The sequence below is a fragment of the Pseudidiomarina fusca genome (assembly GCF_032227045.1).
GTDB lineage: Bacteria > Pseudomonadota > Gammaproteobacteria > Enterobacterales > Alteromonadaceae > Pseudidiomarina > Pseudidiomarina fusca.
This window is the reverse complement of sequence record NZ_JANFPJ010000010.1, coordinates 114,890-137,739: the sequence shown is the minus strand read 5'-3', so window position 1 is coordinate 137,739 and position 22,850 is coordinate 114,890. Positions and strand designations below refer to the sequence as shown.

The following is a 22,850-nucleotide window of genomic DNA, read 5'->3' as shown; positions in this document are numbered from 1 at the left end:
GCGTCATGAACTGGCGCATAGAGATTAAAGAATGTCGCCGGCTATCCGATAACTTCTGTATAGCATCATTGAGTTCCTACTTTTACCTATGGAATATGGCAAGGACAGGTATGTCGATAATTAATACCAATATTCTTTCGCAGAAAGGTCAAGCCCATTTATGGCAAGCGAAATCAACGGTGGCAGTCGCTCTTGAACGACTGTCGTCGGGGCTAAGAATTAACCATACCAAAGATGATGCTGCCGGTGCTGCGATAGCTAATCGCTTTAGTAGTCAAACGCGCGGTTTACAGCAAGCGTCTCGTAATGCTCAAGATGCCATTTCGTTGAGTCAAACAGCCCATGGTGTGCTTGATAGTATCAATGAGCGCCTGCAACGAGTTCGTGAGCTCAGTGTGCAAGGTTTAAGTGATAACTTAAATAAACAAGACAAAGATACGGTTCAGGCAGAAATTAATCAGCATTTAAAAGAAATCGACCGCCTCGCCGAAAAGACCAACTTCAACGGATTAAAGCTCCTTAACGGCGGTGCAAACAGAATCAGCATGCAAGTGGGGGCTAACGACCAACAAACGCTGCAGCTTGATCTGACCGGCCCAGGGTTCTCTACTGATGCGCTAGGCTTGGCCGGATTTAACATCGCTGGTCCACCAACAACCATTACTGAGCGCAATCAGTTAACCGGTGTAGCTCAGCACATTGGCTTGTATGATGCAGCTACAACGCTGAGCGCAGATGGGGTGAATCTGCCGCTGTTCTACAATCCAAGTGTGGGCTATTACGCTAGTGACGGTGCTGAGGGGTTTGTCCGGTTAAATGTTGCGGCGACCCATACTACCGCCACGGATACTAGCTCGGTGACCATCACGCCAGCTTATGACTTATTTAACCCTTCGCTGAATGCAGGAAGTAACGATTTGCCAGCGCTTAACCCTAATGAGCGTCTGCTAGAAGCGGATGGCACCTTTTACATTGAGTCTCGCAACGCCGATGATAGTTTGAGTTACCGTGAGGCCAATACCTTGCTGCAATACGAAGAAGACTGGGCGACGGGGTATGACATCGATGGTAATCCCTACACCTATAAAGTGTATCCGGCACAAAGCAGTTATGCTCCATCGAATCCGGAAATGGGGAGCTACACGGCGGTTGAAAATGACTTTACTATTGCTGGTATCGATTACAACCTAGCTGCAGCCGCAAACGTTAGTTTTGTGAGCGATAGTGGTAACTCGTTACCCTCTGCGGCATTAGTGCAAGCAGATAGCACCAGCGAGTTCTATATTCAAAGTGGTAGCGGGAGTGACATGCGTTATCAACGCGTAGCCGCTATTGAACAAACCGATCGTTTACGCCTGGATGCAGTAGCAAGCGCCACCACCCTGACTGGGTCGGAGACCTTTGTTGCAGTGAGTGATAGCTTTAATTTTGCTGGTAATGACTACGCCTTAACCGCGGTTGATGAAGTGATCCTCAATTATCCTGGGGCTGTTCTTGTAGAAGACACAGCTAGCGGCGATTTGTATCTGCAAGCAGCAGATAATAGCTATTACGCGTTGAGTAATGTAAGTGAAGAGTACGACTTAGCGTTGACAGCGGCTAGCCAAAGCTTTACTGGTGTTGATTTGGCCAGCGCAGCGAGCGTTTCAAGCTGGGCGACACCCGCTAAGGATTTTACTGCATTTGCGAACGTAGAATTTAGTGGTGCAGACTTTTCCGGATTATCAAACCTCACTCTCGTGCAACGAAATGATGGGTTGGGGCAATGGGTGATTCGTGGCGAGCAAGCCGATGGTAGCAGCGCCTACTTTAACGCGAATGTTGACCTCGAGTTTGATGGGCAACAGCAACTGAGCGCAGTGCGAGCGGATGCAACCCAAACTACTCCTCTGGTTTTAGGTGCAACAGCTCAGCAGCAGGACCGTGTATCTGGTTATTCTGAAATCCTTATCGATACCCGCAATGTAAGCGTGAATTATACCGATCTTGAAGGACAAACCTATACGGATGTGTTGCGGCAAAGTGACGATGGTAATTACTTTTTTCAACTACCGAGTTCAAGTACTGACTTTAGCGGCTATAAAACAGCGACTTTGGTCGACTTAGATAGTACCGGAGAGGTTGTAATACGGACTAAAAATGGTGGCAGTGAGGTGGTTTTTTACTATCCAAGTAATGTCTCAGCGGGTGTTAATTATAGTGTTACAGCCATCACCGATGCCGATGGCTTTGTCGATGATGGGGTGGCGCATACTCAATTGAATATTCGCGAAATGGGTGAAGACTTCCGTTTGCGTCAGCCACCCAACCCATTAGCAGCTTTGGATAGAGCTATTGGTATGGTTGATGCCAAGCGCAGTTACTTGGGGGCGATGGAAAACCGGTTGAGTGCAGCTATTGATCATAATGCAGGGATGGTAACCAATCTAAGTGCTGCCAAAAGTAGGATTATGGATGCAAATTATGCGGTGGAAACTTCTCGATTAGCCAAAGCACAGATAATCAACCAAGCCGCACAAAGTGTATTAGCCCAAGCCAACGCTGTTCCTGAAACGGTTTTGGCCTTGTTGAATAGCTAAGTACTGGCGGTAGATGGCGGTTTTACTTCCCGATACAGAAGCTACTAAAAATCTTGCCTAGTAGGTCATCAGAGGTGAATTCGCCAGTGATTTCATTCAGATGCTGCTGGGTTAGACGTAACTCTTCAGCGAGCAACTCGCCCGCTAAATTTAGTTCTAACTGTTCTTGCCCTATCAGCAGGTGGTCACGGGCGCGTTCTAAGGCGTCTAAATGGCGTCTACGAGCCATAAAACTACCTTCACTGGTAGCTTGATAGCCCACACAGTGTTTAAGGTGCTCACGCAGCAATTCAACGCCATGCCCAGTTTTAGCCGAAAGATGGAGCACTGGAATACCACCAATATCCTCTAAAGCTACCGGTTCTTGGTTGAGGTCTACTTTGTTGCGAATTACTGTGTAAGGTAAGTCGTCAGGTAATTGAGCGAAAAACTCCGGCCAAATGTCAGCAGGATGTACAGCGTTTGTTTCGGTAGCATCAACCATAAACAGGACGCGGTCAGCGCCGCGTATTTCGTCCCAGGCTCGGGCAATGCCAATTTGCTCAACTTCATCAGGGCTTTCGCGTAAGCCTGCGGTGTCGATGATATGAAGTGGCATGCCGTCAATTTGAATATGTTCGCGTAAGACGTCTCGGGTGGTGCCAGCGATGGCTGTCACTATGGCAGATTCACGCCCCGCCAAAGCATTCAAGAGCGACGATTTACCGGCGTTGGGGCGACCTGCAATCACCACCTTCATGCCTTCGCGTAACAAAGAGCCTTGCTTGGCTTGCACCATCACTTGTTGGAGCCGGTCAATGATGGCTTCTAAATCGCCAGAAACTTTGCCGTCGCTTAGAAAATCAATTTCTTCTTCAGGAAAATCAATGGCAGCTTCGACGTACATACGCAAGTGAATAACTTGGTCAACGAGCTGATCAATTTCATGCGAGAAACCGCCCTGTAAGCTCTGTAAAGCCGCTTTGGCAGCTTGTTCTGAGGTGGTATCAATCAAATCAGCAATAGCTTCGGCTTGAGTTAAATCTAACTTATCGTTTAGGAACGCGCGCTCGCTGAATTCGCCGGGGCGAGCGGGGCGAACATCCGGAAAGTCTAGAATGGCCTTAATAATCATGTCGATCAGGATCGGACCGCCATGGCCTTGCAACTCCAGCACATCTTCGCCGGTAAAAGAATGAGGACCTTGAAAGAATAGGGCAATCCCCTCATCAAGGAGATTGCCGGATAAATCTTTAAATGGCAGGTATTCAGCTTTACGCGCTACCGGGCAGTGACCCAGGATACGTTCAGCCACCACACGTGCAGCGGGTCCGCTCACGCGAACGATACCAACACCGCCACGCCCTGGGGGCGTGGCCTGAGCAACAATGGTGTCGTTAGCCAAATGAAAGCTCATGAATTATTTCTTCTTCTTACGTTCCATCATGCCTTTCTTCTCAAGGCCGCGGTAAATCCACTGCATCTGACCAATAGTGATCAAGTTGCTGCTTAGCCAGTACAGAACTAAGCCTGATGGGAACCACAGGAAGAAGACAGTGAAAATCAATGGCATAAACTGCAGTAGTTTTTGCTGCATCGGATCGGTAGCAGGGGTCGGTTGTAACCGCTGCATGAAGAACATAGATGCACCCATCAAAATCGGTAGAATAAAGAACGGGTCTTTTGCAGAAAGATCTGAAATCCACAGGAACAACGGTGCATGGCGTAATTCAACGCTTTCCAACAGAACCCAATACAAGGCTAAGAAGATTGGGAGTTGCAGTAACATCGGCAAACAACCACCGAGAGGATTTACTTTCTCTTCTTTGTACATCTTCATCATGGCTTGCGACATTTTTTGACGGTCGTCGCCGTAGCGCTCACGTAATGCCTGCATTTTGGGCTGAATCATGCGCATTTTAGCCATAGACACGTATTGTGCTTTGGTTAGCGGATAGAGCACCAGCTTAATCACCACGGTGACGGCGATGATAGACAAGCCCCAGTTAATCAAGAAGCTTTGCAAGAACTGCAGTAACTTAAAGATGGGCTGAGCTAGCCACCATAAGAAGCCATAATCTACGGTGAGGTTAAGGTCTTCTGCAACCAACTCCATAGCGTCTTGGTCTTTAGGACCCATAAACAAAGTTGATTTGATTTCGGCAGTGGCACCTGGAGCAACCACCGTGGTTGGGTACATCATGCCCATGATGGCCTGGTCACCACCAATAACTCGAGAAAACAATGTTTTGGTGCCTTCAGCACGAGGAATCCAAGCAGACACGAAATAATGCTCTAACATCGCAATCCAACCTTTTTCGGTTGAGCGATTCAAGCGTTGGTCACGCATATCATCAAAGGCATATTTTTCGTAGCGATCTTCATCCCAAGAGTAAGCACCACCGCGATAGGTTGGCATCATCATATTGCCAGAACCTTCAGTGATCACCTGCTTGAGCTGAGCATAATACTGCATTTGCTTGTGCTCGGTGCCAGCGTTACGGATGCTGTAAATCACGTCAACGGCATACGAACCAGCGGTAAAGACGAAGGTTTTAGTTAAGCTTGAGCCATCTTCTAGGGTTAAATGAAGAGGAACCCGTAACTCATCGCCTTGCATTTCAAAAGAGGTCTGTTCCACGTGGAACGTCGGGCGGCCAGCGGCGGAGTCGGTGCCATCAGTACCCACTAAACCAGATTGAGCAATATAGAGGTTATTGGCTTCTGCGTGGAGCAACTCAAAACGTTCGGTAGAGTCTTGGGTACGAGCAAACTTCAAGAGTTGTGCGTTGACCACATCACCACCTAGGGTATCGATGCGAATATCAAGAACATCTGTTGTTACGGTCACCCACTGGCTGCGTTGTGCGTTTGCAGTAGCTGGCATATCTGCGTTAGTCGCATTAGGTACACTGCTGCTAGTTACGCCTGTGTCAGTACGGGCTTCTGGAATTCCAGAATCTAGTGATTGAGTTTGTTTAGTACCGGCAATTTTCTCAGTGCCGGGAGCGGTATCAATCAGCCAATTTTGGTAGAGAAAAAAACTCACAACCAAAAAAGCAATAAACAAGATAGAACGTGGCGAATTCATAATTAGTGCTTCGTCTCTGTTTTACTTTGATGTTCTTGGTCCGGTACAGGTTCAGTTCCTGGCACCGGGTCGAATCCACCGGGATGGCCCGGATGGCATTTTATAATGCGTTTACTGGCAAGCCAGAAGCCACGCATCATACCATGGTTTTGGATAGCTTCTATGGCGTACTGTGAACAGGTTGGGGTAAATCGACATCTGGGGCCGATTAACGGACTAATTATCAGCTGGTAGAGTCTGATAAAGCCGATAGGTATTGCTCGCAACGCTTGCTTAAAGTTCGCCATAAATAATCCAGACGTTGTTGTAGGTCTTCGCTTGAAAGGTCTACGACACCGTTTTTCGCTATAACGATAATATCTAATGCCGGTATTTTATGCTGTTTTAGCCGAAAATTCTCGCGAATCTTGCGTTTAATGCGATTTCGATCAACTGCACGCTTTGCTTTTTTCTTGGAGATAGTAACGCCAAGGCGTGGATGATCAGAATAATTGGGAACAGCGAGCACGGTAAGCTCAGCCGTAACGGCTTTCACCGGAGGGGAGTTAAATACAGTTTGGAAGTGCGCGGGAGTTAGTAGTCGTAACTCCCGCCCGTAATGATAGTTCTGCTTCAATTAAGCAGTCAGAACTTTACGGCCTTTGGCACGACGGCGAGCCAAAACTTGGCGGCCATTTTTCGTTGCCATACGAGCACGGAAACCGTGAGTGCGCTTGCGCTTCAATACGCTTGGTTGAAATGTTCTTTTCATGACGTTAATTCCGTATTCGAGTTACCTAAAAATTTAGAGCGCGAATTCTAACGGTTAAAAGGATCAAAGTCAACGTAAAAAGCTATCCACAAACCTGAGTTGAGAATGATTCTGATTGTGGATAAAGATGCGACAAGTGCCTAGTTATTTTACCGCAAACGCTAGCGATCTGCGGGGCTTTTCAGTACAATCAAATTCATTATTCGGTGACTGAACAACCAATAAATACAGAGGATCGAGATGATCCGTGGGCAGTCAAATCTAGACCATAACTATAAAAGCAAAATAATGGAGTCAGGTGTGAATAAATCGCTTTGGCAACAATGTGCGGAACGATTACAAAGCGAATTAACAGCGCAGCACTTCAATACCTGGATCCGTCCCCTTCAGGCAGAAATAGCAGATGACACCTTAACCTTGTATGCACCTAATATGTATGTGGTGGATTGGGTTAAAGATAAGTATCTAAACCTCATCAATGATTACCTAGGCGAGTTAGCAGCAGAGCAAGAGGGCAAGGCACCACACGTTGCTTTTACGGTAGGCAGCATTCAGCAAGCGGCGGCTCCGTCAGCAGCTCCGGTAGCACCGACTCCGCAAGCAGCTCCAGTTCGTAAGCCAGCGATGCGACATACGCCATGGACCACCGAAAGTACGCCAGCGCCTGCATTTGAGTGCAATATTGTGCCGGAGTATACCTTTGATAATTTCGTTGAAGGTAAATCAAACCAATTAGCTCTAGCTGCAGCACAACAAGTTGCTGAAAATCCCGGTGGTGTTTATAACCCGCTATTTATTTATGGCGGTACGGGTTTAGGTAAAACTCACTTATTGCATGCGGTGGGTAACGGCATCATGGCGCATAAGAAAGACGCCAAGGTGTTTTATATGCGGGCTGAGCGATTTGTGCAGGATATGGTTAATGCGATTCGAAACAGCACCATCGATGAATTTAAACGTTATTATCGCTCCGTTGATGCATTGATGATTGATGACATTCACTTCTTTGCTAACAAGAAAGGGTCTCAAGAAGAATTCTTTCATACTTTCAATGCGTTACTTGAGGGTAATCAGCAAATCATCATGACCAGCGATCTTTACCCGAAAGAAATTGAAGGGGTAGAAGACCGATTGCGCTCACGTTTTGGATGGGGCCTAACGATTGCAATTGAGCCGCCGGAATTAGAAACGCGGGTGGCGATTCTTATCCGTAAAGCACAAGAACGAGGCATTACCTTACCTCATGAAGTTGCATTTTTTATCGCTAAACGTTTACGTTCAAACGTGCGGGAATTAGAAGGTGCACTCAACCGGTTAGCGGCTAACGTGAATTTAACGGGCCGTCAGATAACCATAGATTTTGTTCGTGAGGCCTTACGCGACTTGATTGCGGCGCAAGAAAAGTTGGTAACCATAGATAATATCCAGAAAACTGTGGCAGAGTATTATCACGTCAAAATTGCGGATTTGCTCTCGAAGCGACGTAGCCGTTCAGTAACGCGGCCACGGCAGATGGCCATGGCGCTGGCGAAAGAATTAACCAACCATAGTTTGCCTGAAATTGGCGATGCCTTTGGTGGGCGAGATCACACAACAGTTTTACACGCGTGTCGAAAAATTAAATCACTAAAAGACACGCAGAATGATATAAAAGAAGACTACAGAAACTTAATCCGTACGTTGTCGGCATAATTGGTACCGCAGCGTTTGGGATAAACACAACAGGGGAATGTGGGGATGAAATTTTCCATCAATCGCGATGCTTTTCTCAAGCCACTTCAGGTTGTAAGTGGAGCGGTAGAACGCCGTCATACAATTCCAATTTTGTCTAATGTGCTGATTCAAGTTCAGCCTGATGGCATTCGTTTGACCGGTACGGATCTTGAAGTAGAGCTGGTGTCGTCTTGTGCCATTGATGATGGTGAAGCGGGGCAAGTGACAGTGCCAGCCAAGAAGCTGGTCGATATTGTCCGAAGTCTACCAGAAGGTGCGCTCGTTCAGTTTAGCGCATCAGCTGATAAAGCGATGATTCGCTCGGGTCGTAGTAAGTTTACCTTAGCAACCTTGCCGGCTGAAGACTTCCCTAACATCGATGACTGGGATAGCGATATTCAGTTAGTGACGAGTCAGTCTACCTTGAAAGACTTGATGGAGCGCACGAGCTTCTCGATGGCTAACCAAGATGTTCGGTATTATTTGAACGGTATGCTGTTTGAGACTGATGCAAATACGTTGCGTACTGTTGCAACAGACGGTCACCGCCTAGCGATGAGCAGTTGCTCCATTGGCCAACCTAATTTGGCCGCGCGCCAAGTTATAGTGCCACGAAAGGGTGTCACAGAGTTATTGCGCTTATTAGATGATGTTGAGACTGAAGTGAAAGTCTTGATTGGCAACAATCATATTCGTGTTGAAACGAACGGCATTGGTTTTACCAGTAAACTCGTTGATGGGCGTTTCCCAGATTATCGTCGCGTGCTACCAAGTGGCGGTGATAAAGTTGTGGTCGCCGACCGCGATACACTTAAGCAAGCCTGTTCACGAGCGTCGATCTTGTCTAATGAAAAGTATCGAGGTGTTCGGGTTAATTTGAGTGCCGGCGAGATGTGCTTAACTGCGAACAACCCTGAACAAGAAACGGCTGAGGAAGTGATCGAAGTCGATTACCAAGGTGCTAGTCTGGAGATCGGTTTCAATGTCAGTTATTTAATTGACGTATTGAACACCATCCAGGGTAACCAGGTTAAGTTAACGCTTTCAGGTCCTGATGCCAGTGGTTTGGTTGAAGACAACGATGATGATTCGTCGTTGTATGTAGTTATGCCTATGCGCCTCTAAGGCGCATAGCAAGCTTGTTATGTATTTAGATACGTTAGCTATATCGCAGTTTAGAAATTTTGAAAGCGCGAAGATAAAGCCAGGAAAGACCATTAATATCATTTCCGGTCAAAACGGTAGCGGTAAGACAAGCTTGTTAGAATCGATTTATTGCTTAGGTTTTGGGCGCTCCTTTCGACACGGTACCTACAAGCAGTTAATTCGAAATGAGCAAGACCAGTTCGTGGTGTTTGCTAAGGTGGTCGAACAGACAGGCACATTGCATCAAGTGGGTTTTCAGCGCACCATGCAAGGCGATGTTCAACTGAAAATCGACCAGCAGCGCGAAAAGAAATTTTCTGCACTAGCGCGAATGGTGCCTGTGCAGTTAATGACACCAGAGAGTGTTGAACTGATTTTAGGTGGGCCTAAGTTACGACGTCAGTTTATCGATTGGGGAGTGTTCCACGTGGAACATTCGTTTTACCCAGACTGGATAAACTTCAGCAAGGTCCTTAAGCAACGTAATAGTTTGCTTAAAATGAAGCGGTTTGAAAGGGAAAGAGAATACTGGGATAAGCAGTTTGCTCACTATGGCGAGCAGGTGCATAGTTTTCGCCATGCTTATTTAGAAGCGTTTATCCCAGTGTTGTCTGAAAGACTAAAAGAGTTTTTGCCCAGTTATGATTTCAATTTTTCTTTGAGGTCTGGTTGGGATAAAGAACTAAGTCTCGCTGACGCATTGGTAAAGCATCAAGAGCAAGATATTCGATATGGTCACTCAACAGTGGGACCACATAAAGCCGAGATGCGTATGACGGCTAACGGCGAGGATGTAAAAAACATTCTATCGCGTGGCCAGTTGAAGCTGTTAGTAGCAGCCTTGAAGTTAGTACAAGGAGACTATCTTCATCAACGAACCGGTATTCAATGTATCTATTTAGTGGATGATATTACCGCTGAGTTAGATACGGAGAGCCAAGCAAAATTTTGCGGTGCACTGGTTGCATCCAACTCACAGGTTTTTGTATCTGCGATTGATGGAAGTGATATTCACGACCTATTAAAAAGTCCTGATACTAAAATGTTCCACGTGGAACATGGAACCGTTAAGGAACAATAGAGAAGCTAGTTATGGCAGAAAACAATTACGATTCGTCCAGTATTAAAGTCCTAAAAGGACTAGATGCAGTTCGCAAACGCCCGGGCATGTACATTGGTGACACTGATGACGGCACCGGCTTACATCATATGGTATTTGAAGTCGTCGACAACTCCATTGATGAAGCCTTAGCGGGATACTGCAAAGATATTCTTGTGACGATTCACTCTGATGGTTCGGTCTCTGTAAGAGATGATGGTCGGGGTATTCCAGTCGATATTCACCCGGAAGAGGGTGTCTCTGCCGCACAAGTTATCATGACCGTCTTACACGCCGGTGGTAAATTCGATGATAACTCATATAAAGTGTCGGGTGGCTTGCATGGTGTTGGTGTATCTGTAGTAAACGCACTGTCAGATACGTTACGTTTGACCATCAAGCGCCAAGGCCATGTTTATGAGCAAACCTATAAACTAGGTGAGCCAGTAGAGCCTATGAAAGAAGTAGGTGATACTGATAAAACGGGCACAGAAATTCGCTTTTGGCCAAGCTCGACAATCTTTACGGATATCGAATTCCATTACGATATATTAGCTAAGCGCTTACGTGAGCTATCTTTCTTAAACTCGGGCGTATCTATTATTCTGCAAGATGAGCGGAATGAACGCCGTGACCATTTTAAATACGAAGGCGGTATTGCTGCATTTGTTGCTTATTTGAATAAAAGCAAAACTCCAATTCATCAGAACGTATTTAACTTCACCCAAGAGCGTGAAGACGGTATTACTGTAGAAGTATCGATGCAATGGAATGATTCCTTCCAGGAGAACATCTACTGCTATACCAACAACATTCCACAACGTGATGGTGGTACCCACTTAGCTGGTTTCCGTGCTGCATTAACGCGAACCTTAAATAGCTACATGGAAAAAGAAGGACTGCACAAGAAGTTCAAAACCAACGCTACCGGTGACGACGCTCGTGAAGGCTTAACAGCTGTGGTGTCCGTTAAGGTTCCAGATCCTAAGTTCTCGTCACAGACCAAAGACAAATTAGTTTCATCTGAGGTGAAAACGGCAGTTGAACAGGCGATGAATGAGCGCCTTGCAGATTATCTGTTGGAGCAGCCAAACGACGCCAAAATCATCGTAGGTAAAATCATTGATGCGGCACGAGCTCGTGAAGCAGCGCGTAAAGCACGTGAAATGACTCGCCGTAAAGGTGCATTAGATCTGGCAGGTTTACCAGGTAAGCTAGCAGACTGCCAAGAGAAAGACCCAGCACTTTCTGAACTTTATATTGTGGAGGGTGACTCTGCGGGTGGCTCAGCAAAACAGGGCCGTAACCGTAAGAACCAAGCCATTCTTCCTTTGAAGGGTAAAATCCTAAACGTTGAAAAAGCACGTTTTGATAAGATGCTATCCTCACAAGAAGTAGCTACCTTAATTACCGCGCTTGGTTGTGGCATTGGACGTGACGAATACAATCCAGATAAGACCCGTTATCACCGTATCATCATCATGACGGATGCTGACGTTGACGGTTCTCACATTCGGACGTTATTGCTAACGTTCTTCTACCGTCAAATGCCCGAGCTTATCGAGCGTGGTTACATGTACATCGCCCAACCACCACTTTATAAAGTGAAAAAGGGTAAGCAAGAGACGTACATTAAAGATGATCCAGGTCTGATTCAGTATCTTACCAGTCTTGCACTTGATGGCGCCTCACTGCATGTCACTAAAGACGCACCTGGCATTAGTGGTGCACATCTAGAGACGCTGGTGAATGACTATCAGTTGGTACAAAACAGCATTAAGTTACGGTTATCTCGTCGGTTGCCAGAAACCTTCTTGCAGCGTTTACTTTATGCTCCACGATTAACGGAGCAATTGCTGAAAAATCAAGATGATATGCAAAACTGGGCAGCAACCCTAGAAGCTGACTTAACAACACGTGAAATCAACTCTGCTACCTATAAAGTTAGCGTTAAGCAAGATGAAGAGCGGGGCGTTTTCTTGCCAGTTGTTATCGTACGCATGCACGGTATTGATAGCGAATACCCATTAACTTACGAGTTCTTGATGTCACGCGATTACGACCAACTTGTTTCCATTGGTGAGAAGATCAATGGATTAGTAGAGCCGGGTGGTTTTGTTCGTCGCGGTGAAAAAGAAAAACCAGTAGATAACTTTGTTGATGCGGTTGAGTGGTTAATTGCGGAGTCTAAGCGCGGTATCTACATCCAGCGTTACAAAGGTCTTGGTGAGATGAACCCGGAGCAATTGTGGGAAACTACCATGGACCCAGAAACGCGACGCATGTTGCGGGTAACTATCGAAGATGCTATTGCGGCGGATCAGTTATTTACCACACTCATGGGTGATGATGTTGAGCCACGTCGTGCATTTATTGAAACCAATGCACTGCAGGTAGCAAACTTAGACGTGTAGTCTTTAACTGAGTCAAATAGGCATGAAAAAAGGGAGCGTTATACAACGCTCCCTTTTTATTCTGGAAACAAAAGAATCAAGCCAGTTATCAAGTAACTTAATTCTTTATGCGCCTAGTTTAGTTTAAAACGGAGATATCCGCAATTTGAAGAAACAGTTCGCGTAGCTGATTCAACAAGGCTTGTCGATTAGCCCGAATGTTTGCATCTTCGGCGTTTACCATAACTTCTTCAAAGAAGTTATCTACCGGTTGCTGCAAAGCAGCGAGTTCATTCAATGCTAAGCTGTAGTCGTTGTTGCCCAATGCCACTGTGGCGGCTTGTGCTGCCGCTTTCATGGCTTGCGCCAATTGCTGCTCAGCTGCTTCTGTTAGGAGCTGCTCATCAACCTGATCAGGGATATCACCTTCTACTTTAGCTAGAATGTTGCTGACGCGTTTATTCGCTGCGGCTAGCGCATCAGCTGCTGGAAGCGAGCGGAAGGCACTGACTGCATGAACACGCTGATCAAAGTCTAGCGGCAAGGTAGGGCGGCGAGCTAACACGGCCTGAATGACGTCCACCGCTATTCCTTGATCTTGATAGAAGGCGCGGAAGCGACCCATCAAAAACTCAAGCACATCGCTCTTCACGTCGGTGTTAGACAGTAAACCAGCAAAGCTATCAGCGGCGATATCGATCAGGGTGACCAAATCTAGAGTGAGTTTTCTCTCAACCAAAATACGCAGCAGGCCGATAGCACTACGACGTAAGGCGAAGGGGTCGCGGTCGCCTTTAGGGATCTGGCCAATGCCAAAAATACCTACTAACGTATCCAGCTTATCGGCAAGTGCAACAGCTGCGCCTGCAGTTGAAGCAGGCAGCATATCGCCGGCAAAGCGGGGCAGGTAATGCTCAAAAATCGCTTCTGGAACACCCTCAGCCTCGTTGTCGTGGCGGGCATAATGCATTCCCATCACCCCTTGGGTTTCAGGGAATTCTAGCACCATCTGAGTGCCAAGGTCGGCCTTACACAGCAAGCCGGCACGTGCGGCTACAGCTGCGTCGGCTCCTAACAGCTTTGCGATCTGCTCAGCGACCGTCGCAATCCGCTTTGATTTATCTTTCACTGAACCAAGTTCTTTTTGGAACAGAATATTGGCAAGCCCGTCGACGCGGCTGTGCAGACTCACTTTTTTGTCAGTCTCAAAAAAGAACTGAGCATCGGCTAAGCGTGGACGCACCACCTTTTCGTTACCTAAAATAATCTGCTGCGGATCTTTGCTTTCGATATTGGTGATAAAGATAAAGGCAGGCAATAAATGCCCCTCTTTATCGTGTAATGGGAAGTAGCGCTGATCGTCCTTCATGGTCACAATCAATGGCTCTTTCGGTACCGCTAGGAATTTTTCATCGAAGTGTGCAGAGAGCGCTACTGGCCACTCAACCAAAGCTGTCACTTCGTCGATTAGGTCGTCATCTTGGATAACTTCGCCACCAAGCTCTGCAGCTAACGTAGCAATAGCTTCTACGATACGTTGCCGACGTTTAGCAAAATCAGCAATAACCCAGGCTTGTTCAAGGGCTTGTTCGTAGTCACCAGCGTAGCTTAGGCTTGTACCTTGTGGGCAATGAAAACGATGGCCCAATAAGTGATTACTGCTTGCTACACCTAATACGTCACCAGCTATCAATTCATTCCCATAGAGCATGGTAACTGTATGTACCGGGCGAATAAATTGAGCGCTGCCGGCGCCCCAGCGCATCGGTTTAGGGATAGGAAGCTTCTTCAAGGCTTGGCGTACCAATTCTGGCAATACATCAGCCAGTGGTTGGCCTTTTACCGCTGCCTTATAGAGTAACCATTCACCTTTATCAGTCACTAAACGTTCAGCTTCTGCGACGTTTATACCATTGCCTCGCGCCCAGCCTTCGGCGGCCTTAGTCGGTTGGCCTTGTTCATCAAAGGCGACATTTATCGCGGGGCCACGCTTTTCGACTACTTTATCTGCTTGAGTGGCGGTTAATTCATGAACCTGTACAGCTAACCGACGAGCTGAAGCGAAGCCGGTGACTGCACCAAAGCTAAAGTCATGTTCGCTAAGTAACCCAGCAAGAGCATCGGTAAAGGCCTCGCTTAAACCCTTAAGCGCCTTTGGTGGCAACTCTTCAGTACCAATTTCTACTAATAAAATATCCCGTTGCACAGCTTATGCTCCTGGTTGGTTTGCTAGTGGAAACCCAAGCGCTTCGCGCGCTGCATAATAGGCTTCAGCACAGCCTTTGGCCATTGTCCTTACCCGCAGAATATAACGTTGGCGTTCGGTTACCGAAATCGCGTGGCGGGCGTCGAGTAGGTTAAATGCATGCGAGGCTCGCATCACTTGTTCATAGGCTGGCAAGGGCAAATTGTGTTCTAACAAGTGCTGGCATTCTTTTTCACAGGCCTCAAACCGTGCGAATAGCACGTTAACATCGGCATGCTCGAAGTTATAAGTTGACTGCTCAACTTCGTTTTGATGAAACACATCACGATAGAAAATTTTACCGCGTGGGCCATCGGTCCAAACCAAATCGTAGATGCTATCCACCCCTTGGATGTACATAGCTAAGCGCTCAAGCCCGTAGGTGATTTCACCGGCAACTGGCTTACACTCTAGTCCACCAACTTGCTGGAAGTAGGTAAATTGAGTCACTTCCATACCATTAAGCCAAACTTCCCAACCAAGCCCCCAAGCACCGAGTGTGGGTGATTCCCAGTTGTCTTCAACAAAGCGGATATCGTGCACTAGCGGATCAAAACCAAGCATCTGTAGCGAACCCAAGTACAGTTCTTGTAGATTACTTGGTGAGGGCTTCATCAACACTTGAAATTGATAATAGTGTTGCAAACGGTTAGGGTTTTCACCGTAACGTCCATCGGTAGGGCGCCGACAAGGTTGCACGTAGGCAAAGCTAGCCGGCTCGGGGCCGACCGAGCGTAAAAAGGTCATCGGATGAAAGGTGCCCGCACCTACTTCCATATCTAACGGTTGAACCACCGCGCAGCCCTGTTGGGCCCAGTAATCTTGAAGGGCAAGAATAAGCCCTTGAAAGGTTTTTACATCGTAGCTAGCCATGCGATTCTCGTACTGTTTTTTGTGACGAATTAGCGTAAATTATACCCTGTGTTGTGCTTTGGTTACAGGACTGCATACAGGATACCATGCGAAATGACTGAAACAATTCAACGTTGTAGTTGGTGCGGTACTGCAGCTGATTATGTTGCCTACCATGATAATGTCTGGGGCCGCCCTGTTGGTGATAGCCAAGAGCTGTTTGAAAAGCTATGTCTAGATGGTCAGCAAGCTGGTTTAAGCTGGCTTACGGTGCTGCGCAAGCAAGCTCATTACCAGCAAGCCTTCGCCAACTTTGACCCAGATAAAATTGTTAGCATGCCAGCAAGTTATCAACAGGAGCTTATGCACAATGCAGGAATTATCCGCAATCGTTTAAAGATAGAGGCTATCTTCAAAAATGCTCGAGCGTATATTCAATTACGTGATAGTGGCCAAGCATTCAATGAATTTTTGTGGCAATTTAGCGACGGACAGCCACGGATCTTCGCTAGAACCGGGGGAGATATTCCTACCCGCGATGAAATTTCTGATACTATGGCCAAGGCGCTTAAAAAAGCAGGTTTTAGCTTTGTTGGCACCACAATTTGTTACGCTTTTATGCAAGCCGTTGGTATGGTGAATGATCATCTCGTTGATTGTCATTGTTATCAGCCCACGTGTCAGCTAATGCGAGAATTTACCTTAACCAAATGAGTGAACCATGTTAGAAATCGTGCTCGCTGATTACAGCAACCCGAAACACCGCCAGGCGGTGTTAGATATGCTAGATGATTATGCGCAAGATCCTATGGGGGGTGGCGAGGCGCTACCAGAAGAAACGAAAGCAACCTTAATCGACGAGATGGCTAAGCGCGACCATGTGTTCTCGCTGTTGGCATTTCAGGATGATGAGCCGGTTGGATTAGCTAACTGTGTTGAAGGGTTTTCAACCTTTGCCGCCAAGCCGGTGATGAACATTCATGACATTGCTGTGATTAAAGCTTGTCGTGGTCAGGGCATTGCCAAACGCTTATTACAAGAAGTCGAAACGTTGGCGCAGTTTCGTGGTTGCTGCAAGCTCACCTTAGAAGTGCTGCAGGGTAATGAACCCGCTAAAATCGCCTATGAGAAGTTTGGCTTTAAGCCCTATCAGCTTGATGACGCCATGGGCAAAGCCGAGTTCTGGCAAAAGTATCTGTAGCCATCATGAGTGATGCAATAACGCCGACCGCGACGCTCGATGCTCTAGGTTTACGTTGTCCTGAGCCGGTGATGATGGTGCGGTTGCAAATCCGTAAACTCAACGTTGGCGATGTCCTCGAGATTATCGCCGACGATCCAGCAACTACCCGCGACATACCCAATTTTTGTCGCTTTATGGACCATGAGTTGGTGGCTGCCCAAACCGATACCTTACCGTACCGTTACCTGATTAAAAAAGCATAAAAAAAGCCGCTGCAAGATGGCCTTGCAGCGGCTTTTCGATCTTAACCTAGGTTAGTTAAGACGCTCGTATACAGTGGCAATGCCTTGGCCTAAACCAATACACATGGTTGCCACGCCAAGAGTCGCATCTTTACTTTCCATCAGGTTGATTAGGGTAGTAGAAATACGTGCCCCAGAGCAGCCTAATGGATGGCCTAGCGCAATAGCACCGCCATTCAGGTTCACTTTTTCATCCATCACGTCTAACAAACCTAGACCTTTCAGTACGGGCAGTGATTGCGCTGCGAAAGCTTCATTCAGCTCCCACAAGTCAATATCCTGAACGCTTAAACCAGCTCGTTTCAGAGCTTTTTGCGTGGCTGGAACTGGACCATAACCCATAATCGAAGGATCGCAACCTGCAACCGCCATCGCACGAATGCGCACGCGCGGGGTCAGGCCTAGGGCTTTCGCTTTATCGGCTGACATGATTAAACAGGCAGCAGCACCATCAGATAGTGCTGATGACGTACCTGCTGTTACCGTGCCGTTAGCTGGGTCGAACACTGGACGTAACGCAGCAAGGCCTTCTACAGTGGTTTCTGGACGAATCACTTCGTCATCTTTAATCAAACGCAGAATGCCTTCGGCATCATGCCCTTCAATCGGCAGGATTTCGTTAGCGAAGCGGCCTTCAATCGTCGCAGCATGAGCGCGGGCATGAGAGCGAGCGCCAAAAGCGTCTTGTGCGGCGCGGTCGATTTCAAACTTACGCGCTAACAACTCTGCAGTCATTCCCATGCTACCAGAAGCCCGAGCCACAGATTTATTCATGCCTGGATGAAAATCAATGCCGTGGGTCATAGGAACGTGGCCCATATGTTCAACACCACCGGCGATAAAGATCTCACCATCACCATGCATAATAGCTCGTGCCGCGTCATGGATGGCCTGCATTGAAGAACCACAGAGCCGGTTTACCGTAACCGCAGACACATGGTGCGGAATGCCGGCAATCAGGGCGGCATTTCGGGCGATGTTAAACCCTTGCTCTAAGGTTTGCTGTACGCAGCCCCAATAGATGTCTTCTAATTCATTAACATCCACTTGTGGGTTACGTTCTAATAAACCTTTCATCAGATGCGCAGACAAATCTTCTGCGCGTACGTTGCGAAACACTCCGCCTTTGGATCGACCCATTGGGGTGCGAATACAATCGACAATCACTACGTCTTTCATACAATTCCTCCGTTAGCTCTGCGCTAATGATTAACCGGCCAGATAAGATTTACCTGACTTGGCCATTTCGCGCAGGCCATCGGTTACTTGATACATTTCACCTAAGTGAGCATATTTATCAGCTAAGGCAATGAAGTTCTCTAAACCTACCGTTTCTAAATAACGGAACGGGCCGCCACGGAAAGGAGGGAAGCCTAGGCCATAGAGCAATGCCATGTCGCACTCTGCGGCCGAAGCTACAATGCCTTCTTCAAGGCAGCGTACGCATTCGTTCACCATAGGTACCATACAACGACCAATGATGTCGTCGGCGCTCAGTTGCTTGTCACCAATATTCAGCAGTTCGTAAACCTCAGGGGCTTGTTCTTTACTCGGGCGACCTTTTTTGTCGACGCCATAGTTATAGAAGCCTTTACCATTCTTCTGACCAAATCGCTCAGCCGCAGCTAGTTTTGCAATGGCGCTGCTGGCATCGCGTGGCATGCGGCTAGGGAAGCCATCCGCCATCACGAGCGTACAATGATCAGCGGTATCAATACCTACGACATCACTTAAGTAGGCAGGGCCCATCGGCCAGCCGAATTGGCGCTCCATAACTTTGTCGATACCAGCGAAATCAACGCCTTCATCGACCATGCCGGCAAAGCCTGCTAAGTATGGGAACAGTACTCGATTCACTAAGAAGCCAGGGCAATCATTGACCACGATGGCGGTTTTACCCATGCGCGCGGCATAGGCAACAACTGCAGCTACGGTTTCATCAGAGGTGTGCTCGCCACGAATCACTTCAACTAACGGCATTTTGTGCACTGGGTTAAAGAAGTGCATGCCGCAGAAGCGCGATGGGTCTTTCAGATTTTTAGCCAAACGGTCGATAGAAATGGTCGAGGTGTTCGATACTAAAATGGTATCGGCATCTACCACAGACTCCATTTGGGCAAGAACCTTACCTTTCACATCTGGGTTCTCAACCACGGCTTCAACGACGATGTCGACGCCCTTCACACTTTCATCAAGCAAGCTTGGGGTGATAGAGGAGAGCACCGCTGCCATTTTTTTATGGTCTAAACGGCCGCGCTCAACTAACTTGCCGAGGATTTTACTGGCTTCGCGCATACCTAAATCAAGCGCATCTTGGCGGATGTCTTTCATCACTACCGGAACGCCTTTATAGGCAGATTGATAGGCAATACCACCGCCCATAATTCCAGCACCTAATACCGCTGCTCGTTTGATTTCTTTAGTTGCCTGCTTCGCAGCTTTCTTGGCTTTACCCTTGACCAATTGGTCGGCTAGGAAAATACCTACTTGTGCTTTACAAGCGTCGGTTTGAGTTAAGCTAACAAAGGCTCGGTTTTCAGCATTTAAGGCTTCTTCACGGGTATGACGAGCGCCTTCTTCAATCGCGCGAATCGCAGCATGAGGCGCTGGATAGTGTTTGCCGGCCTGGGCTGCGACCATACCTTTGGCTGTCACCAAAGTCATAGTTAATTCAACATCGTTAGCCTTGAGGGCTTCGAGTTTTGGCTGACGTTTTTGTTGCCAGTTCAATTCACCCGCTGCAGCAGCTTTCGCCATGGTTAGGGCAGCTTCACGTAATTTCTCTGGGGCAACAACTGAATCTACCAAGCCAATTTTCAAGGCATCTTCAGGACGATTGTTCTTACCGGTGGTGATCAGCTCGAGGGCATTGTCCGGACCAATAATCCGTGGCAAACGCATGGTGCCACCAAACCCTGGGATGAGGCCCAGTTTTACTTCAGGTAAACCGATAGTAGCTGTGGTATCTACCACACGATAATCACAGGCTAGGGCTGCCTCGCAGCCGCCGCCTAAGGCAAAGCCTGTTACTGCGGCAACGGTTGGTACCGGCAGGTCTTCAAGCTGATCAAACACACGTGAAGCTTTCGCTACCCACACTTTGGTTTGTTCTACATCAGCGAAGAGCGTTAAAAACTCAGTAATATCGGCGCCAACGATAAAAGTAGATTTACTGCTAGTTACAATCACGCCACGCAATCCATCAGTACTGGCTAGTTGCGTAAGTGCTTGACTGAATTCTTCCAAGGTCTTCTGGTCGAACTTGTTAACTGAGCCGGCTGCAGCAAATTGTAACTCTGCAATTCCGTCTTCAACAAACTCAACCCGAATATTGTCACCCTGATAAATCATAAAATTCTCCTTCAGCGGTTACTGATTCTCAGATAGCTTTGGGTTAAAGTGGTTCTTATAGTCGCTCTAGAGTTTGGCCCGAATAGGTTAAATTTTCAATCATTTTTTAAACGAGCGTTTGAAAGTATGTGGAAAGCTCAGATAACATCAAAGAACTCTATCAAAGCTGGTGTGCTGGCTGGCGCCTTGCTGATAGCTCCAATAGCCTTGGCGGCGCCGCCCAGTGCCAGTGTGGTTGATGAAAGCGTGCGTGAGCAGCAGCGCGAACTGTTCAAGCAAGCTGAAGTTGCAGTCAAGCGTCGGCGCATCAAAGAATATCAACAGTTGGTACAGCAACTAGAAGGGTATCCTTTGTTACCCTATCTCGAGCTTGATCGAATTGGGCAAATTGGCTATATCGCCAATGAGGACTACGTACTGAGTTTCTTTGACCGGTATCAACAGAGTCCGTTGGATTGGCAAGCACGACAGCCTTGGTTAGATTACTTGATGCGACAGGGTGACTATCAGCGCTTTGTTCGTGATTTTAAAGCGCCAGGCTCGCAAACTCATCAATGTTTCTTGATTGAAGCTCAGCTGGCACTATTGCCTACAGAGCAGCACACAGCTGACCAAGCGGATGTGAATCGGTTGCAGGTGCTACGTCAAGTCGATACCGTGTGGCGCAATGGCTCATCGTTACCCAAAGCTTGCGACACCATTTTAGCGGTTTGGGCCGAGGCCGGGTTACGCACCCAAGAATTAATCTGGGAGCGGGTGGTACTAGCTGCTGAGGGAGGACAACACACGTTGTTACCTTATCTCGGCCGATTATTGCCTGAACCTATGCAGTACTTGGCTGAGCATTATCGGCGGGTACGGGTTAACCCATCATATGTCACGCGTTTCAGCGCACTGACTCAAGCCTATCCTGAACACGAAGCGAAAATCTTAAGTTATGGATTACGTCGCCTTATCTGGCGCGATCCCGATTTAGCCTTGGCTACTTTAGCCAAGCTACCATCTCACATTGTCTGGACCGCCGAGCAGCAGCTTAGCCTAAATCAGACGTTTGCCACCGCACTGAGTGTGAAAAACCATCCGCAAGCGGAAACTTGGCTAGCGCGACTAGCACCTAACGAGCACAATGACACCACGCGGCAATGGCAATTGGCCGATTGGGTACGGCGAGGTGCTTGGCAGCAAATCATAGAATTTATGCCGCGCTTGCCCGATACCGAACGAGAGTCCGATCAGTGGCAATATTGGTTTGCGCGCTCGCTAGAAAGTTTAGGACAGCCCGGGGTCTCGGCACCATTGTGGCGTGAGTTGGCGCAATCACGCAGTTATTACGGGTTTCTCGCTGCCGCCAAATTAGATGTGCCACTTAACCTGCAGCGTCAGCCGTTGCAATTATCAGAACAGCAGCGCCAAGCACTATGGCAGCTTGATGGGGTGCAGCGGGCCTACGAATTACGAGCTTTAGATCGGCATCTAGATGCACGGCGCGAATGGTTTTATATGGTGAATATGGTGACCCCCGCGCAACAGTTGCAACTAGCAGCTTTGGCAAGTGAGTGGGGATGGCATGATCAAGCGATATATACGCTCGGCCAAGCGGGAGAATTTGATGCCGTGGCACAGCGTTTTCCCGAGGCCTATTTAGAGCAACATCAAAAGTTTGCTGACGCTGCGCAGATTGATGTGAACTGGGCGTTGGCGGTGTCACGGCGTGAAAGCGCGTTTCGTCATGATGCGCGTTCGCACGCTGGTGCTTATGGATTGATGCAACTATTACCCAGTACCGCTCGTTTAATGGAGGATAAGCCATTAAACCATCGCGATTTATTTCATGTTGAAACCAATATTCGATTAGGTACTCGCTATTTATCTCATTTACAACAACGGCTAGAAGGTAATTGGTTATTGGCAACGGCAGCCTATAATGCGGGCATCTATCGGGTTTATGATTGGATTCCGGCGCAACCGCTAGCTGCAGATCGCTGGATTGAGACGATTCCATATGCAGAAACACGAAACTACGTGAAGAATGTACTGGCTTACCAGCAGATTTATCGAGCTTTGCGTCAAGGTGAACAGCAACCAGAACTATTTCAGCAGGTCGTACCTATGCGCATTGGTAAGTTGCCGACAACCTCCGCTAACAGTGGCGATTAATCTGAACTA

Annotated in this window: 18 protein-coding genes; 9 read left to right on the top strand and 9 right to left on the bottom strand. The window is 47.6% G+C overall.

The window, feature by feature from the left end:
* Window positions 1–110 precede the first annotated feature (110 nt).
* Window positions 111–2,579, top strand: coding sequence for a flagellin N-terminal helical domain-containing protein (locus NOG12_RS06515; RefSeq protein ID WP_313932773.1), 2,469 nt, complete (start codon window positions 111–113; stop codon window positions 2,577–2,579).
* 22 nt (window positions 2,580–2,601) lie between these two features.
* Here the strand turns inward: NOG12_RS06515 and mnmE are convergent, their stop codons facing one another.
* Genes mnmE through rpmH form a run of 5 tightly spaced genes read right to left on the bottom strand, consistent with a single transcriptional unit; the run spans window position 2,602 to window position 6,400 of the window.
* Complete coding sequence (mnmE, locus tag NOG12_RS06510) at window positions 2,602–3,975, bottom strand: tRNA uridine-5-carboxymethylaminomethyl(34) synthesis GTPase MnmE (protein WP_313932772.1); 1,374 nt, start codon at window positions 3,973–3,975, stop codon at window positions 2,602–2,604.
* A gap of 3 nt (window positions 3,976–3,978) precedes the next feature.
* Window positions 3,979–5,649 (bottom strand): membrane protein insertase YidC, encoded by a 1,671-nt coding sequence (gene yidC, locus NOG12_RS06505; RefSeq protein ID WP_313932771.1) that lies wholly within the window; start codon window positions 5,647–5,649, stop codon window positions 3,979–3,981.
* Window positions 5,650–5,651: 2 nt separating this feature from the next.
* Window positions 5,652–5,936 (bottom strand): membrane protein insertion efficiency factor YidD, encoded by a 285-nt coding sequence (gene yidD / locus NOG12_RS06500; protein WP_110075716.1) that lies wholly within the window; start codon window positions 5,934–5,936, stop codon window positions 5,652–5,654.
* A complete protein-coding gene (gene rnpA, locus NOG12_RS06495) occupies window positions 5,873–6,265 on the bottom strand; it encodes a ribonuclease P protein component (RefSeq protein WP_313932770.1) in 393 nt (130 codons plus the stop codon). The genes yidD and rnpA overlap by 64 nt, the downstream gene beginning before the upstream one ends.
* Window positions 6,266–6,400, bottom strand: coding sequence for a 50S ribosomal protein L34 (rpmH, locus tag NOG12_RS06490; RefSeq protein WP_110075714.1), 135 nt, complete (start codon window positions 6,398–6,400; stop codon window positions 6,266–6,268).
* Between the two features lie 300 nt (window positions 6,401–6,700).
* Here rpmH and dnaA point away from each other — a divergent pair, with 300 nt between their 5' ends.
* The 4 genes from dnaA to gyrB are packed head-to-tail and all read left to right on the top strand — an operon-like array spanning window position 6,701 to window position 12,772.
* The gene (gene dnaA / locus NOG12_RS06485) at window positions 6,701–8,092 is read left to right on the top strand and encodes a chromosomal replication initiator protein DnaA (RefSeq protein WP_313932769.1); all 1,392 of its coding nucleotides are present in this window, start codon (window positions 6,701–6,703) and stop codon (window positions 8,090–8,092) included.
* Between the two features lie 45 nt (window positions 8,093–8,137).
* A complete protein-coding gene (dnaN, locus tag NOG12_RS06480; protein ID WP_313932768.1) occupies window positions 8,138–9,238 on the top strand; it encodes a DNA polymerase III subunit beta in 1,101 nt (366 codons plus the stop codon).
* A gap of 19 nt (window positions 9,239–9,257) precedes the next feature.
* The gene (recF, locus tag NOG12_RS06475; RefSeq protein ID WP_313932767.1) at window positions 9,258–10,340 is read left to right on the top strand and encodes a DNA replication/repair protein RecF; all 1,083 of its coding nucleotides are present in this window, start codon (window positions 9,258–9,260) and stop codon (window positions 10,338–10,340) included.
* 11 nt (window positions 10,341–10,351) lie between these two features.
* Window positions 10,352–12,772, top strand: coding sequence for a DNA topoisomerase (ATP-hydrolyzing) subunit B (gene gyrB / locus NOG12_RS06470; RefSeq protein ID WP_313932766.1), 2,421 nt, complete (start codon window positions 10,352–10,354; stop codon window positions 12,770–12,772).
* A gap of 118 nt (window positions 12,773–12,890) precedes the next feature.
* On the opposite strand, the gene glyS is transcribed toward gyrB, so the two are convergent.
* Together glyS and glyQ are read right to left on the bottom strand one after the other, a co-directional pair.
* Window positions 12,891–14,957 carry a glycine--tRNA ligase subunit beta gene (glyS, locus tag NOG12_RS06465; protein WP_313932765.1) on the bottom strand — a complete coding sequence of 689 codons (2,067 nt, stop codon included), beginning with the start codon at window positions 14,955–14,957 and terminating at the stop codon, window positions 12,891–12,893.
* Between the two features lie 3 nt (window positions 14,958–14,960).
* Window positions 14,961–15,869, bottom strand: a complete 909-nt coding sequence (gene glyQ, locus NOG12_RS06460) for a glycine--tRNA ligase subunit alpha (RefSeq protein ID WP_110075708.1) — start codon at window positions 15,867–15,869, stop codon at window positions 14,961–14,963.
* A gap of 93 nt (window positions 15,870–15,962) precedes the next feature.
* Here glyQ and NOG12_RS06455 point away from each other — a divergent pair, with 93 nt between their 5' ends.
* The 3 genes from NOG12_RS06455 to tusA are packed head-to-tail and all read left to right on the top strand — an operon-like array spanning window position 15,963 to window position 17,294.
* Window positions 15,963–16,562, top strand: coding sequence for a DNA-3-methyladenine glycosylase I (locus NOG12_RS06455; RefSeq protein WP_110075707.1), 600 nt, complete (start codon window positions 15,963–15,965; stop codon window positions 16,560–16,562).
* Between the two features lie 7 nt (window positions 16,563–16,569).
* Window positions 16,570–17,049: a GNAT family N-acetyltransferase gene (locus tag NOG12_RS06450; RefSeq protein WP_110075706.1), complete on the top strand. Its 480-nt coding sequence runs from the start codon at window positions 16,570–16,572 to the stop codon at window positions 17,047–17,049.
* Window positions 17,050–17,054: 5 nt separating this feature from the next.
* Window positions 17,055–17,294 carry a sulfurtransferase TusA gene (gene tusA / locus NOG12_RS06445; protein WP_153826549.1) on the top strand — a complete coding sequence of 80 codons (240 nt, stop codon included), beginning with the start codon at window positions 17,055–17,057 and terminating at the stop codon, window positions 17,292–17,294.
* 51 nt (window positions 17,295–17,345) lie between these two features.
* On the opposite strand, the gene fadA is transcribed toward tusA, so the two are convergent.
* Window positions 17,346–18,512 (bottom strand): acetyl-CoA C-acyltransferase FadA, encoded by a 1,167-nt coding sequence (fadA, locus tag NOG12_RS06440; RefSeq protein WP_110075704.1) that lies wholly within the window; start codon window positions 18,510–18,512, stop codon window positions 17,346–17,348.
* Window positions 18,513–18,542: 30 nt separating this feature from the next.
* Window positions 18,543–20,684: a fatty acid oxidation complex subunit alpha FadB gene (fadB, locus tag NOG12_RS06435; RefSeq protein ID WP_153826550.1), complete on the bottom strand. Its 2,142-nt coding sequence runs from the start codon at window positions 20,682–20,684 to the stop codon at window positions 18,543–18,545.
* A 126-nt stretch (window positions 20,685–20,810) separates the two neighbouring features.
* On the opposite strand from fadB, the gene NOG12_RS06430 reads away from it, so the two are divergent.
* Complete coding sequence (locus tag NOG12_RS06430) at window positions 20,811–22,841, top strand: transglycosylase SLT domain-containing protein (protein ID WP_313932764.1); 2,031 nt, start codon at window positions 20,811–20,813, stop codon at window positions 22,839–22,841.
* Window positions 22,842–22,850 lie beyond the last annotated feature (9 nt).